The sequence below is a fragment of the Promicromonospora thailandica genome (assembly GCF_024171955.1).
GTDB classification, from domain to species: domain Bacteria; phylum Actinomycetota; class Actinomycetes; order Actinomycetales; family Cellulomonadaceae; genus Promicromonospora; species Promicromonospora thailandica.
In genome coordinates this window covers 86417-99687 of the sequence record NZ_JAMTCS010000005.1, presented here as the reverse complement: position 1 = coordinate 99687, position 13271 = coordinate 86417, and the positions used below count along the sequence as shown (strand labels likewise).

Below are 13271 nucleotides of genomic sequence, written 5' to 3'. Positions count from 1 at the left end.
AGGGGTGGTCACGCCAGGGAACGGAGGGCCTCGACCGGCCGGAGCCGGGCCGCACGCCGTCCGCCGAACACGCCCGCGAGCAGCCCGCCCAGCACCGCCAGACCGACCGCCGCCAGCACGATCCACGGGCTGACCGGCGCCTGGAGCACGATGTCCACGGCGTCGTTCGCGGCGTCGGCCACGCCGACGGGACGGGCGGCGCCGAAGGTCGCGGCGCCGGCGTCCTGCACCGCGGCGCCGCCCTCGGGCGGCGGTCCGCCCCCGGGGCCGCCGAGCACGAACCCGCCCGCGGAAGCGCCCCCGCTCAGCGTGATCCCGGCGAGGTTGACGGCCCACACGGCGAGGGCGCCGAGCGCGACGCCCGCGACGCCGCCCACGAGCCCCTGCACCACGGACTCGCCCGCGACCTGGCCCACCACCCGGCCCCGGCTCCAGCCGAGGGCCTTGAGCGTGCCCAGCTCGCGGGTCCGGCGGTTCACGCCCGAGACCGTGAACAGGATCGCGAGGCCGAACGCCGCGGCGAGCACGATGGCGCCGAGCCAGGTGCCGAGCGTGCCCACGAGGTCGGACGCCGTGGACAGCGTGCCCGTGACGTTCTCGGCGAGGTCGGCCTGGGTGCTGACGGAGGCGTCGGGCAGCACGTCCTCGATCGCGCCCGCGACGGCGTCGACGTTCTCGGCGGAGTCCACCTGGACGTAGACGTCGCTGACCTGGCCGTCGAGGTCGGCGAGGCGCTGCGCCGTGGCCAGGGGGACGTAGGCGTCCGCCGCGGTGGCGACGCCGTCGCCGGTCGTGGAGGTCACGGTGCCGACGATCTCCAGCTCCTCGCCGCCGACGGTGACCGTGTCGCCCACGGCGAGCTCCTGCTGCTCGGCGTAGGTGGCGTCCAGGACGGCGACGTCCTCGTCGTCCGCCTCGAGCGTCCGGCCGTCGGCCAGCTCGGCGGTGGTGAGCGGGCCGACGGCGGCCGCGCCCGGGTCGACCCCGGTGACCGTGAGCTGCTCGATCTCGAACGACGAGTCCCCGGTCGAGGCCTCGCCCGAGCTGTCGGGACCCGCGCGGAGCGTGACCCGGCCGCCCTCCTGCAGGGCCTCGAAGTCCGGCAGCTCCCCGGAGAACGACATGTTCTGCAGGGCGAGCGTCGCCGCCACCCCGGACACGTGCTCCAGGTCGGTGATGGTGTCCAGGGCGGAGGAGTCGAAGGTGGCGGAGCCCATGACGGGGTCGAGCCGGTCCTGCGTGAGGCTCCGCATGCCGTCGGCGGACGCCTCGCCGTCGTCCTCGCCGAAGTCGAACCGGCCGGGGCCGCCGCCCTCGCCCGGTCCGCCGCCGGGTCCTGCGGCCGGCTGCGTGACGGTGACGTCGGTGCCGACGCCGTAGACGGACTCGAGCACCTCGGACTGTGCGTCCTTGACACCGGTCGAGACGGCGTTGACGACGATGACCAGCGCGATCGCCACCGCGAGGCCGATCGCGACGACGACGGTCTGCTTGCGCCGGTTGCGCAGCTCTCTGCGCAGATAGGTGAAGAACATGGGCTCCTGCCTGGGGTCGGGAGGGATGCTGGTGCCCGCGCGGGCTCTCCGGACAGCCCGCGCGGACCGTCCGGACGCTAGGCGGCACGCCTGTGGTGGCCCTGTCGTCGACCTGTGGCGAGGCTGTGAAGCGGCCGCTCCGTGCGCCCGGCGAACGCGCCCGGGCCGGGCCGTGGACGGTTCCGCGCCGCGCCGTGGGACGTCCTAGGCTGGGGCCGTAACCTCCGAGCAACATCCTGAGAAGGAGTCCCCGTGGCTAGCATCGAAGCCGTTGGAGCGCGCGAGATCCTCGACTCGCGCGGCAACCCCACCGTGGAGGTAGAGATCGTCCTGGACGACGACACCTTCGCCCGTGCGGCGGTTCCGTCCGGCGCCTCGACCGGCGCGTTCGAGGCCGTCGAGCTCCGTGACGGCGACAAGGGCCGTTACCTGGGCAAGGGCGTCGAGAAGGCGGTCGCGGCCGTCAACGACGAGATCGCGCCCGAGCTCGTCGGGTACGACGCCGAGGAGCAGCGCATCATCGACCAGGCGCTGCTGGACCTGGACGCCACCCCGAACAAGGGCAAGCTCGGCGCCAACGCGATCCTGGGCGTGTCCCTCGCCGTCGCGAAGGCCGCCGCCAAGAGCTCCGGCCTGGACCTGTTCCGCTACGTCGGCGGTCCGAACGCGCACGTGCTGCCCGTGCCGATGATGAACATCCTCAACGGCGGGTCCCACGCCGACTCGAACGTGGACATCCAGGAGTTCATGGTCGCCCCGATCGGCGCCCCGACGTTCCGCGAGGCGCTGCGCACCGGCACCGAGGTGTACCACTCCCTCAAGTCCGTGCTGAAGGAGAAGGGCCTGGCCACCGGCCTGGGCGACGAGGGCGGCTTCGCCCCGAACCTGGGCAGCAACCGCGAGGCGCTGGACCTGATCCTCGTCGCGATCGAGCGCGCGGGCCTCAAGCCCGGCACCGACGTCGCGCTCGCGCTGGACGTCGCCTCGACCGAGTTCTTCTCGGACGGCGTGTACGCGTTCGAGGGCGGCAAGAAGACGCCGGACGAGATGATCGCGTACTACGAGCAGCTCGTGGCCGACTACCCGCTGGTCTCCATCGAGGACCCGCTGTCCGAGGACGAGTGGGACTCCTGGTCCGCGCTCATGGGCAAGGTCGGCGACAAGGTGCAGATCGTGGGCGACGACCTCTTCGTCACCAACCCCGAGCGCCTGGCCCGCGGCATCGCCGAGAAGTCGGCGAACTCGCTGCTGGTCAAGCTCAACCAGATCGGCACGCTCACCGAGACGCTCGACGCCGTGACGCTGGCCCAGCGCAACGGCTTCACCACGATGACCTCGCACCGCTCCGGCGAGACCGAGGACACCACCATCGCGGACCTGTCCGTGGCGACCAACGCCGGCCAGATCAAGACCGGTGCCCCCGCCCGTGGCGAGCGCATCAACAAGTACAACCAGCTGCTCCGCATCGAGGAGGCCCTCGACGAGGCCGGCACGTACGCCGGCCGGTCGGCCTTCCCGCGCTTCCAGGGCTGACCACGCCCCAGCAGACACCCCCGCACGTGTCAGACGCACAGGTCGCACCGGTGACCTGGACGTCTGACACGTGCGTTCGTGTCTGACGGCGTGCGGGTCCCACCAGACCGACACACGGCGCGCCGGAGGTAATGCCGGTACAAAGCCCCGGCGAATCGGCACAATCGACCCATGCCTTCCTCACGTCGTCCCGAGCGCCCCTCGGGTCCGGCGCGCGGCTCGGGCGCGCGCGCCGCGTCCGACGCGCGCGGTACGGGCGCGTCCCGCGCGGCGGCGGGTTCCGGGTCGACGGCGGCGCGGGGCAGGGGTGCGCCGAAGAAGGAGTCCGGGGCGTCGGGGTCGCGGGCCGGGTCTCGGAGTGCTGGGTCTCAGGGTGCTGGGTCTCAGGGCGCCGGGTCTCAGGGTGCCGGGTCGAAGGGTGCCGCGTCGAAAGGTGCCGCGTCGAAGGGCGCCGGGGCCCGGGCTGCCGGTGCGACCGGTTCGAAGGCCGCTGGTTCGAAGGCGTCGAAGTCGGCCGGGTCGAAGGCCGGGTCCAAGGGCGAGGCGCGCGCCGCAGGATCGAAGGGCGCCCGGTCGAAGGGCGCTGGGTCGACGGCTGCCGCGTCGAGGACTACCGGCGGCACGGGTTCCGCGAAGAAGTCCGCTGGTGCGGGCGCCGGGGTGCCGGGGGTCCGGCGGCCGGCCGCTCCCTCGGCGGGGCGCCGCGCGGCAGCATCGGGCACGGCGTCCGGCGGCTCCACGTCCCGCGCCTCGACGCCACGCAACTCGACGCCACGCAACTCGACGCCGCGCGGCTCCACGTCCCGCGCATCGACCTCCCGCACGCCGTCGTCCCGTGCTGCCACGTCCCGCGCGTCCGCGCCGCGCGACACGGCGCCACGTGCCGCGTCGTCCCGGGGTGCCGCCGCGCGTCCGGCGGCCCGGAGCGCGCGCCCGGGGGTGGGCACCGGGGCCAAGCGGCCCGCTCAGCCGCGTCGCCGGTCGACGGCGACGGCCGTCGGTGCGCCCCCGACCCGCCCGCCGCGCGCCGACCGCAAGCGCGGCAGCTTCGGCTTCGTGCTGCCGGAGGTGCTGACGGTCCGCGCGATGGTGCTGTCGGTGGTGGTGCTGCTCGCGGTCGTGCTGCTGCTGCCGACGGTGCGCGCCGTCGTCACGCAGCAGGCCGAGCTGCGCGAGCTGCAGGCCGAGCTGAACGAGCAGCAGCAGCAGAAGGCGGAGCTGGAGACCGAGCTGTCCCGCTGGGACGACCGGTCCTACATCATCGAGCAGGCCAGGTCGCGGTACCTGTTCGTCATGCCCGGCGACAAGGTGTGGCGCCCCCTGGACACCGACTCGGTGCAGGAGGAGGAGCCCGGGCCCGGCGTCGTCGAGCCGTCGCCCGGTGCCTCCGAGGATGCCGACACGCCCTGGTACACGAGCGTGTGGGACTCGGTGCGCATCGCGGGCGGCGACTGACGACCCGGGTCCCGAGGGGCGATTCCTGAGGCACACGTTCCTGAGGGACAATGGGACGGTGAGCCCTGTGACCGAGACCGTGTCCGACGACGACCTGCGCGTCCTGGCCGAGCAGCTCGGCCGGGAACCGCGCGGCGTGGTCGGCATCGCGGCGCGCTGCGTCTGCGGTCGCCCGACCGTGGCGCGCACCGCGCCCCGCCTGCCCGACGGCACCCCGTTCCCGACGGTCTTCTACCTGACGCACCCGGGCGCGGTCGCCGCTGCCTCGACGCTCGAGGCGAACGGCGTGATGAAGGAGATGACGGCGCGGCTCGAGTCCGACGAGGAGCTCGCGGCGGCCTACCGGGCGGCGCACGAGCACTACCTGGCCGAGCGGGAGGCGATCGGCCACGTCGAGGAGATCGACGGCATCTCCGCCGGCGGCATGCCCACCCGCGTGAAGTGCCTGCACGTCCTGTTCGCGCACGCGCTCGCTGCGGGCCCGGGCGTCAACCCGCTCGGCGACGAGGCGCTCGCGCTGGCCCGTGACACGTGGCGTCCGGACCGCTGCACCTGCTGACCGGCACCGCGGAGTGAGGTTTCTCGCGAACCGGCACGTCCGGCTTCGCGTGCCGGGCGCGCCTGGGAGAATCCTCGCGTGACTTCCACTCGCGTGGCCGCGATCGACTGCGGCACCAACTCGATCCGCCTGCTCGTCGCGGACGTCGACTCCGCCGGAAACCTCACCGAGGTCGACCGCCGCATGGAGGTGGTGCGGCTCGGCCAGGGCGTCGACCGTACGGGCGAGCTCGCGCCGGAGGCGCTGGAGCGCACCCTCGCGGCGACCCACCGGTACGCGGCGGCGATCGACGCGGCGGGTGCGGAGCGGGTGCGCTTCGTGGCGACGTCGGCCACGCGGGACGCGCGGAACCGGGACGCGTTCTTCGACGGCGTGCGGGCCGCGCTCGGCGCCGAGGTCGAGGTCATCAGCGGCGGCGAGGAGGCGCAGCTCTCGTTCCGTGGCGCCACCGGCGCGGTCGTGGGCGCCCACCGGGGCCCGTACCTCGTGGTCGACCTGGGCGGAGGGTCCACGGAGCTGGTGCTCGGCACGGGGTCGGTGGACGCGAGCTGCTCCATGGACGTGGGCTCGGTGCGGATGACGGAGCGGCACCTGCGCAGCGATCCGCCGTCGTCGGCCGAGATCGAGGCGGCCCGCGCGGACGTGCGGGCCCACCTGGACGACGCGGCCCGCGTGGTCCCGCTCGCGAAGACGACGACGCTCGTGGGGCTGGCCGGGTCCATCACGACGGTGACCGCGCACGCGCTGGGCCTGACGGAGTACCGCCGCGACCGGGTGGACCAGGCGGAGCTGCCGGTCGAGACGGTGCTCGCCTCGTGCGCCGCGCTGGTCGCGGCGCCGCGCGCCGAGCGCACCGCGATGGGCTTCCTGCACCCGGGCCGGGTCGACGTGATCGCGGCGGGCGCCCTCGTCTGGTCCGAGGTGATCCGGCGCGTGGTGGCCGACGTCGCAGCGGCGGGCGGCTCCCTGGAGACGGTCGTGACGAGCGAACGCGACATCCTCGACGGGATCGCGCTGTCGATGGCAGGGTAGTCCGGACGGTCTGCCGGCGGCGGGAACTCCCTGCGCAGGTGGGCCGTTGGGGTGGTCGGAGGAGCGCGAAGGCTTCCGTCAGCGACGACGGCGTGCTGTGCATCACGCACACGCCGTTCTTTGTCGTGTCCATACGGATGCGTTGCGCGCGGTACCCTGGGAATCATGCCTCAGAACGACCTGACCTCGGTCAGCCATGCCTCCGACGCGACGAGCACGCCGCGCCCGCGGAAGGTGCCGCGCATCGTGGTGCTCGGCGGCGGGTCCGTCGGCCTCTACGTGGCGCGTCGCCTGCGTAAGAAGCTGAAGAAGCGGGAGGCGGCGATCGTCGTCGTCGACCCGCGTCCGTACATGACGTACGCGCCGTTCCTGCCCGAGGCGGGTGCGGGCTCGATCGACGCCCGCGACGTCGTCGCCCCGCACCGCAAGGCCCTCAAGGGCATCGACGTGCTGCAGGGCAAGGTCACCACGATCGAGCACGGGCGCAAGGCCGTGAAGATCCAGCCCGAGGAGGGCGAGGAGTACGAGGTCACGTACGACCAGCTGGTCGTGGGCCTCGGGTCGGTGTCCCGCACGCTGCCCATCCCGGGCCTCGCGGAGAACGCCATCGGCTTCAAGAACGTCGAAGAGGCCATCGCGGTCCGCAACCACGTCCTCAACCGGCTGGACGTCGCGTCGTCCACCTGGGACGCCGACCTGCGCAAGCGCATGCTCACGTTCACGTTCGTGGGCGGTGGGTTCGCGGGTATCGAGGCGCTCGCCGAGATCGAGGACATGGCGCGCTACGCGACGCGCCAGTACAACACGATCGAGCCGTCCGACCTGCGCTTCGTCATGATCGAGGGCGCCGGCCGCATCCTGCCGGAGGTCACGGAGCCGATGGGCGAGTACGCCCTGGCCGAGCTGAAGAAGCGCGGCATCGAGTTCCACCTCAACACGTTCCTGTCGTCCTGCGTGGACGGGCACGTCGTCACCTCGACGGGCGTCGAGTTCGACACCGAGACCATCGTCTGGACGGCGGGCGTCAAGGCCAACCCCGTCATCAAGGAGGCCTCGGACCTCCCGTTCGACAAGATGGGCCGCGTCACGGTGCTCCCGACGCTGCAGGTCGTCACCGAGACCGGTGAGATCGTCCCGGACGCCTGGGCCGCCGGCGACTGCGCCGCGGTGCCCGACGTCAACAACCCCGGCAAGTTCTGCCCGCCGAACGCCCAGCACGCGATCCGCGAGGCCAAGCGCCTGGCCGACAACATGGTCGCGCTGTACAAGGAGAAGCCGGCGGTCGACTACGACCACAAGAACCTCGGTGTGGTCGCCTCGCTGGGCCTCTACAAGGGCGTCGCCGAGCTGTTCGGCTTCATCAAGCTCCGCGGCTTCCTGGCCTGGCTGGCGCACCGTGGCTACCACGTGATGGCGATGCCGACCGGCAACCGCAAGGTCCGCATCGTGATCGGGTGGATGGGGCAGTTCCTCATGGGCCGCGAGCTGGTGTCGCTGGGCTCGCTGCACGACCCGCGCCAGGAGTTCCGCAACGCTTCCGTGCCGCCGAAGCCGGTCGGCGAGAAGGTGGAGCAGAAGGCGGAGTCGTCCGCCGAGCGCGCCGAGTCGGGCGCCAAGGCCTGACCCCCGCGCCGCCGAGGTAGAACCCGGGCGAAGTAGAACTGCAGCGAAGTAGAACTGCAGCGAAGTAGAACCGTAGCGAGGTAGAACCTGGCATCGCGCCCGGGTTCTACCTCGCTACGGTTCTATCTCGCTGCGGTTCTACTTCGCCACGGTTCTATCTCGGCAGAGGTCTACCGCGGCGGCGGGCTCGGTAGTCTCTGGGGTGCGCCCCCATAGCCCAACTGGCAGAGGCAGCCGGCTTAAACCCGGCCCAGTCCCGGTTCGAACCCGGGTGGGGGCACCTTCCGCTCAGGCGATCAGCTGCGCGAGGTGCCGACCGGTCAGGGACTCCTCGTTCCGGGCGAGGTCGGCCGGCGTGCCCTCGAAGACGACGCGGCCGCCGTCGTGCCCGCCGCCCGGGCCCATGTCGATCACCCAGTCGGCCCGTGCCACGACCGACAGGTTGTGCTCGACCACGATGACCGACCGGCCGGAGTCGACGAGGCGGTCCAGCAGCCCGGCCAGGTTGTCGACGTCCTGCATGTGCAGGCCGGCCGTGGGCTCGTCGAGCACGAAGGCCGGGGTGTCGCCGCCCATCTCGATGGCCAGCTTGAGCCGCTGCCGCTCGCCGCCGGACAGCGTGTTGAGGTGCTGTCCCAGGGAGATGTAGTGCAGCCCGACGTCCGACAGCCGGGTCAGCATCGGGAGTACCGACTTCTCCGTGAAGAAGCCGAGCGCCTCCTCGACCGACATGGCGAGCACCTCGGCGATGTTCCTGCCGCGGAGGGTGTAGCCGAGCACCTCGTCGGTGAACCGCCTGCCCTCGCACGCCTCGCACACGCTCGCGACGCCGGCCATGAAGGCCAGGTCGGTGTAGATGAGGCCCACGCCCTTGCACTCCGGGCACGCACCCTCCGAGTTCGCGCTGAACAGCGCGGGCTTGACCCCGTTCGCGCGGGCGAACTGCTTGCGCACGGGCTCCAGGATGCCGGTGTAGGTCGCGGGGTTGGAACGGCGCGAGCCGCGGATCGCGGACTGGTCCACGAACGTCACCCCGTCGCGCGGCAGGCAGCCGTGGATCAGCGAGCTCTTGCCCGACCCGGCCACGCCGGTCACCGCGACGAGCACCCCGAGCGGCACGTCGACCGACACGTCCTGCAGGTTGTGCAGGGTGGCGTGCTCGATCCGGAGCCTGCCGGTGGGCGTGCGTGGGGTGTCCTTGAGCGTGACCGCCTGGTCCAGGTGCTTGCCCGTGGCCGTGCCGGACCGGCGCAGACCCTCCAGGTCGCCCTCGTAGACCACCGTGCCGCCGTGCGTGCCCGCCCCCGGACCCATGTCGACGAGGTGGTCGGCCGCCGCCATCACCTCGGGCTTGTGCTCGACCACGAGCACCGTGTTGCCCTTGTCCCGCAGGCGCTGGAGCAGGGCGTTCATCTGCTGCACGTCGTGCGGGTGCAGGCCGATGGTCGGCTCGTCGAACACGTACGTGAGGTCCGTCAGCGCGGAGCCCATGTGCCGCACCATCTTGGTGCGCTGGGCCTCGCCGCCGGACAGCGACGAGGACTCCCGGTCGAGCGACAGGTAGCCCAGCCCGATCTGCTCGAACGTGGCGAGCAGGTCGCTCAGGCCGTCGAGGATCGGCTGCACGTGCGGGTCCTCCAGCCTGCGCACCAGCTCGGCCAGGTCGGTGAGCTGCATGGCCGCGGCCTCGCCGATGTGCCGACCCCGGACCAGCGACGACCGGGCCCGGTCGTTGAGCCGGGTGCCGCCGCACGCCGGGCACGCCTCGAAGGTGGCGAGCCGCTCGACCGCGGCGCGCATGGCCCCCTTCATCGACTCGACGTCCTTGACCAGGTACAGCCGGGTGATCTTGGGGACGAGCGACTCGTAGGTGACGTTGATGCCGCTCGAGACGATCTTGCGCTCCGGGCCGTGCATCAGGTCGTGCCACTCGGTGTCGGTGTAGTCCTTGAGCGGCTTGTCCGGGTCGAACAGCCCGGAGTCGGCGTAGACCTTCCAGTACCAGGTGCCGACGCCGAAGTTCGGGAAGGTGATGGCGCCCTCGTTGAGCGACAGGTTCCGGTCCACCAGGGCCTCGACGTCGACGGTCGACACCCGGCCGAGGCCCTCGCACCGCGCGCACATGCCCTGGGGGTCGTTGAACGAGAAGAGGTTCGACCCGCCGATGTGCGGCGTGCCGAGCCGTGACCAGATGACGCGCAGCATGGTGTAGGCGTCGGTGGCGGTGCCCACCGTGGACCGGGCGTTGGCCCCCATGGGTTCCTGGTCCACCACGATCGCGGCGGACAGGTTCGACAGCGTGTCGACGTCCGGCCGGGGCCGCGACGGCATGAAGCCCTGCAGGAACGCCGGGTAGGTCTCGTCGATCAGGCGCCGCGACTCGGCGGCGACCGTGCCGAACACGAGCGAGCTCTTGCCCGACCCGGAGACCCCGGTGAACACCGTGAGCTTCCGCTTGGGGATGTCGACGGAGACGCCCTGCAGGTTGTTCTCGCGCGCACCGCGCACCTCGATGGATCCGAACACCACTGTCCTTCCCTGGTCGGTGGTCCCATGGTGCCAGGAGCCACTGACACGGACGCCGTGGCTTTACGCCAGCAGCAGACGGCGGAACGGCGCGCCGTGTCAGTGGGTTTGGGTAGCGTGACGGGTACCGACGGCGGGAGTGGGCACATGGCACTGATCTCAGCGGGAGCTGCGGGTATCGCGGGTACGTCAGCACTCGGTACCGACGAGGGCGGGCCCGGGGCCAGGACAGGGACGTTCGAGCACGCGCGCGAACCGCTGCTGCGTGACCTCGTGGGCACCATCCTGCGGCGCACCAGACGCGAGCAGCGCCGGACGCTGGCCGACGTCGCCGCGGCGGCCCGGGTCTCGACGGCCTACTTGTCGGAGGTCGAGCGCGGGCGCAAGGAGGCCTCCTCGGAGGTGCTCGCGGCCGTGTGCGAGTCGCTCGGGATGCGCCTCGTCGACCTCGTCGAGCGGGCGTGGGCCGACCTCGCGATCGCGTACGCCGAGCAGGAGGAGGGCCGCCGGGTCCGTGTCCTGTCGTCCGCGGCCCGGCGCTCGGCCGGGTTCTCGGCGTCCCGGCACCCGCTGGGCGCCAGCTCCACGGGCGCCGTCGGCCGGCGCGGTCGGGCCGTGCTGCAGGCGGCCTGAGCCGGACCGGCACGGCCTGGGACGAAGCGGCGGCACCGGTGCCGCCGCGCCGGTCTCAGAGGCCGGCGCGCCGCTTCCCTCCGGGCCGTACATCGTCCACCCGGTCGACGACCCGGTCGATCATGCCGTAGGCGAGCGCCTGCTCGGCGGTGAACCAGCGGTCGCGCTCGGAGTCGGCCGCGATCGTCTCGACAGACTGACCGGTGTGCTCGGCCTGCAGACGGGTCACCACCTCCTTGACGTGCCGGACGTGCTCGGCCTGGACGACGACGTCGCTCGTGGTGCCGCCGACCCCGCCGGCCGGCTGGTGCATCATGATCCGCGCGTGCGGCAGCGCGTACCGCTTGCCCCGGGTTCCGGCGGCGAGCAGGAGCTGCGCGGTGCTCCCGGCGAAGCCGACCGCGACGGTCGAGACGGCGTTGGGCAGGAGGCGCAGCGTGTCGTACACGGCGAGGCCGGCGCCGACCGGTCCGCCGGGGGAGTTGAGGTAGAGGCTGATGTCGGCCGCGGGGTCCTCGGAGGCCAGGAGCAGCAGCTGGGACGTCACGCGGTGGGCGACGGCGTCGTCGATCTCGCTGCCGATCAGCACGATGCGCTGGTGCAGCAGGCGCGCCGCGAGGTGCTCCTCGAAGGGCTGGGCGTGAGTGGTGTCGGTCATGCCTCCACCATCGTCCGGAGGGCATCCGCGGGACAGTGGTCTCTGCCCGTCGCAGATCTGCTGACGGCAGACCGCGGCACCGTCAGAGCGGGTTGCCCTCGGGGTCGACCGTGGGGAACACGTCGAAGTGGACCTCGACGGGCAGCGTGCCGGGCTCGCCCGCCTGGCTGCTGAGCGGCTCGAGATGCTCGGCGGAGAACCGGTCCCAGGCCTGCACGAGCGCCACCATCTGCTCGGGCGTGGCCCACTTGTTCGCCGTGACGAACGTGGTGGCGCCGAGCAGCGTCTCCAGCTTCTCCTCGTCGGTCTGCTGGGCGGCCCGCAGGAAGGCCATCACCCGCTCGTGGCGGAGCCGGAGGAACTCGGCGTTGACGGCCTCGGCCGTCTGGCGGCTCGCGGGGGAGTCCTTGCCGGAGCTGGAGATGCTGAAGCCTCCCGGGGTGCGCTCCCACCAGCGTTCACGGGCCGTCCCCTTGCCCTCGACCTCACGGACCAGGCCGTGCTTGGCGAGCTGCCGCAGGTGGTAGCTCGTCGAGCCGCTGGACTCGCCGACGATCTCGCCGAGCTTGCTGGCCGTGAGGGGACCGTGGCTCGGCAGCAGGTCGAGGATGCGGATCCGGAGGGGGTGGGCGAGCGCTCGCAGGGCGGCCGGGCCGAGCTCGCCCGGGCGGCCGTCGTCGGTCGTGCCGGGGGCCACCCGGAGGTCGGCCCCTCCCACCCGTGCGGCACCCTCCGGCTCCTGTGCCGGGCCGGGGGAGTTCTTGCGTGCTGTCGCCATGGGCACGACGTTACCCATGTGCGGCACTCCTGTGCGGTGGCAGGCCCGGACCGTCAGCGCAGGGCGAGCGGGTGACGGGCGGCGAGGTTGTCGCGCACGCGCTCCTCGTGCGCCCGCAGGCGCTCGGCCCGCTCGTACTCGCGGCGTCGTGCGTCCCGATCGTCCGGGCGGGCCGGAGCGGGCTGGGTGCGGGTGCGCGACGGCGTCTCGATGGCACGGGCGAGACGCGCGGACTGCGGGACGGCGGTGCGGACGGCTGGCGTGAAGGTGGTCATCGCGGTTCTCCTGTGCGGGCGTCGGTGCGGACGGGTGGGGCGATGTGCCCCACCCTACGCATGCCAACAGTCCTTTGCAAGAAGTTCTTTGCAACGTGTTCTTTGGGTTTATCGGCCCTCCGGTTCCCGGCGGAACGCGTCGAGGTCCTGGTTGAGGCGCTCGAGCAGGCTCGCCAGCGTGGCGCGCTCGACCGGCGACCAGTCCGCCAGGACCTGGTCGTAGAGCGCGGCGCGTCGAACACGCTCGTACTCCAGCTGCCGGCGCCCCGCGGCCGTGGCCTCCACACGCACCGCCCGCCCGTCCTGCGGGTCTCGGCCGCGTCGCGCGAAGCCGGCCTTCTCGAGGCTCACCACCTGCCGGGTCACGGTGGAGGCGTCGAGCCCCTGGCGCTCCGCCAGCGCGTTGATGCCGAGCGGCCCCTCGGTGCCGAGCACGAGGAGCAGCAGGTAGCCGGACCGTTCGAGTGCCGGTGTGTGGCCGGCTCGGACCGCTCCGGTGCGTTCGGCCCGCCGGAGCAGGAGGGCGAGCTGCAGCTCGACGCGGGAGAGCGTGTCGTCGCCGGGCCGCTCCGCGTCCGCGGCCCCTTTCGTCGTCCTCGACATGGGTGTAGCCTACAGGTAGATATCTGTGGGATACAGATAAGTCCGAGCACGAGGAGGCCGC

13 protein-coding genes and 1 tRNA gene are annotated in these 13271 nt (G+C 72.4%); 7 read left to right on the top strand and 7 right to left on the bottom strand.

Annotated elements, in window-relative coordinates; genetic code table 11:
• Positions 1 to 8: 8 nt before the first annotated feature.
• Positions 9 to 1535 carry an ABC transporter permease gene (locus APR03_RS09270; protein ID WP_253834970.1) on the bottom strand — a complete coding sequence of 509 codons (1527 nt, stop codon included), beginning with the start codon at positions 1533 to 1535 and terminating at the stop codon, positions 9 to 11.
• A 252-nt stretch (positions 1536 to 1787) separates the two neighbouring features.
• Between APR03_RS09270 and eno the strand changes: the two genes are divergently transcribed.
• Positions 1788 to 3068, top strand: coding sequence for a phosphopyruvate hydratase (gene eno, locus APR03_RS09265; protein WP_253834968.1), 1281 nt, complete (start codon positions 1788 to 1790; stop codon positions 3066 to 3068).
• A gap of 398 nt (positions 3069 to 3466) precedes the next feature.
• Here the strand turns inward: eno and APR03_RS09260 are convergent, their stop codons facing one another.
• Complete coding sequence (locus APR03_RS09260; protein WP_253834966.1) at positions 3467 to 4015, bottom strand: hypothetical protein; 549 nt, start codon at positions 4013 to 4015, stop codon at positions 3467 to 3469.
• Between APR03_RS09260 and APR03_RS09255 the strand changes: the two genes are divergently transcribed.
• From APR03_RS09255 to APR03_RS09235, 5 genes are all read left to right on the top strand, one after another.
• Positions 4008 to 4523 carry an FtsB family cell division protein gene (locus APR03_RS09255; RefSeq protein ID WP_253834964.1) on the top strand — a complete coding sequence of 172 codons (516 nt, stop codon included), beginning with the start codon at positions 4008 to 4010 and terminating at the stop codon, positions 4521 to 4523. The genes APR03_RS09260 and APR03_RS09255 overlap by 8 nt on opposite strands.
• 58 nt (positions 4524 to 4581) lie before the next feature.
• Complete coding sequence (locus APR03_RS09250; protein WP_253834962.1) at positions 4582 to 5082, top strand: DUF501 domain-containing protein; 501 nt, start codon at positions 4582 to 4584, stop codon at positions 5080 to 5082.
• A 78-nt stretch (positions 5083 to 5160) separates the two neighbouring features.
• On the top strand, positions 5161 to 6114 hold the full coding sequence (locus APR03_RS09245; RefSeq protein ID WP_253834959.1) for a Ppx/GppA phosphatase family protein: 954 nt from the start codon (positions 5161 to 5163) through the stop codon (positions 6112 to 6114).
• Positions 6115 to 6279: 165 nt separating this feature from the next.
• A complete protein-coding gene (locus APR03_RS09240; protein WP_253834958.1) occupies positions 6280 to 7737 on the top strand; it encodes an NAD(P)/FAD-dependent oxidoreductase in 1458 nt (485 codons plus the stop codon).
• Positions 7738 to 7943: 206 nt separating this feature from the next.
• Positions 7944 to 8017: transfer RNA gene (locus APR03_RS09235), tRNA-Leu, on the top strand.
• An 8-nt stretch (positions 8018 to 8025) separates the two neighbouring features.
• Here APR03_RS09235 and APR03_RS09230 read toward each other — a convergent pair.
• Positions 8026 to 10266 carry an excinuclease ABC subunit UvrA gene (locus APR03_RS09230; RefSeq protein ID WP_253834957.1) on the bottom strand — a complete coding sequence of 747 codons (2241 nt, stop codon included), beginning with the start codon at positions 10264 to 10266 and terminating at the stop codon, positions 8026 to 8028.
• Positions 10267 to 10410: 144 nt separating this feature from the next.
• Between APR03_RS09230 and APR03_RS09225 the strand changes: the two genes are divergently transcribed.
• On the top strand, positions 10411 to 10896 hold the full coding sequence (locus APR03_RS09225) for a helix-turn-helix domain-containing protein (protein WP_253834955.1): 486 nt from the start codon (positions 10411 to 10413) through the stop codon (positions 10894 to 10896).
• A gap of 55 nt (positions 10897 to 10951) precedes the next feature.
• Here the strand turns inward: APR03_RS09225 and APR03_RS09220 are convergent, their stop codons facing one another.
• From APR03_RS09220 to APR03_RS09205, 4 genes are all read right to left on the bottom strand, one after another.
• A complete protein-coding gene (locus tag APR03_RS09220) occupies positions 10952 to 11554 on the bottom strand; it encodes an ATP-dependent Clp protease proteolytic subunit (RefSeq protein ID WP_253834953.1) in 603 nt (200 codons plus the stop codon).
• A gap of 82 nt (positions 11555 to 11636) precedes the next feature.
• The gene (locus tag APR03_RS09215) at positions 11637 to 12332 is read right to left on the bottom strand and encodes an ArsR/SmtB family transcription factor (RefSeq protein ID WP_253834952.1); all 696 of its coding nucleotides are present in this window, start codon (positions 12330 to 12332) and stop codon (positions 11637 to 11639) included.
• Positions 12333 to 12385: 53 nt separating this feature from the next.
• Positions 12386 to 12607 (bottom strand): hypothetical protein, encoded by a 222-nt coding sequence (locus APR03_RS09210; RefSeq protein ID WP_253834951.1) that lies wholly within the window; start codon positions 12605 to 12607, stop codon positions 12386 to 12388.
• A 108-nt stretch (positions 12608 to 12715) separates the two neighbouring features.
• Positions 12716 to 13210 (bottom strand): MarR family winged helix-turn-helix transcriptional regulator, encoded by a 495-nt coding sequence (locus APR03_RS09205; RefSeq protein ID WP_253834950.1) that lies wholly within the window; start codon positions 13208 to 13210, stop codon positions 12716 to 12718.
• Between the last annotated feature and the right edge of the window lie 61 nt (positions 13211 to 13271).

Excerpts from the sequence above, each read along its gene's own strand:
- APR03_RS09220 (WP_253834953.1), bottom strand. The coding sequence starts at position 11,554 with ATGACCGACACCACTCACGCCCAGCCCTTCGAGGAGCACCTCGCGGCG.
- APR03_RS09210 (WP_253834951.1), bottom strand. The coding sequence starts at position 12,607 with ATGACCACCTTCACGCCAGCCGTCCGCACCGCCGTCCCGCAGTCCGCG.
- APR03_RS09225 (WP_253834955.1), top strand. The coding sequence starts at position 10,411 with ATGGCACTGATCTCAGCGGGAGCTGCGGGTATCGCGGGTACGTCAGCA.
- APR03_RS09270 (WP_253834970.1), bottom strand. The coding sequence starts at position 1,535 with ATGTTCTTCACCTATCTGCGCAGAGAGCTGCGCAACCGGCGCAAGCAG.
- APR03_RS09240 (WP_253834958.1), top strand. The coding sequence starts at position 6,280 with ATGCCTCAGAACGACCTGACCTCGGTCAGCCATGCCTCCGACGCGACG.
- APR03_RS09205 (WP_253834950.1), bottom strand. The coding sequence starts at position 13,210 with ATGTCGAGGACGACGAAAGGGGCCGCGGACGCGGAGCGGCCCGGCGAC.
- APR03_RS09215 (WP_253834952.1), bottom strand. The coding sequence starts at position 12,332 with ATGGCGACAGCACGCAAGAACTCCCCCGGCCCGGCACAGGAGCCGGAG.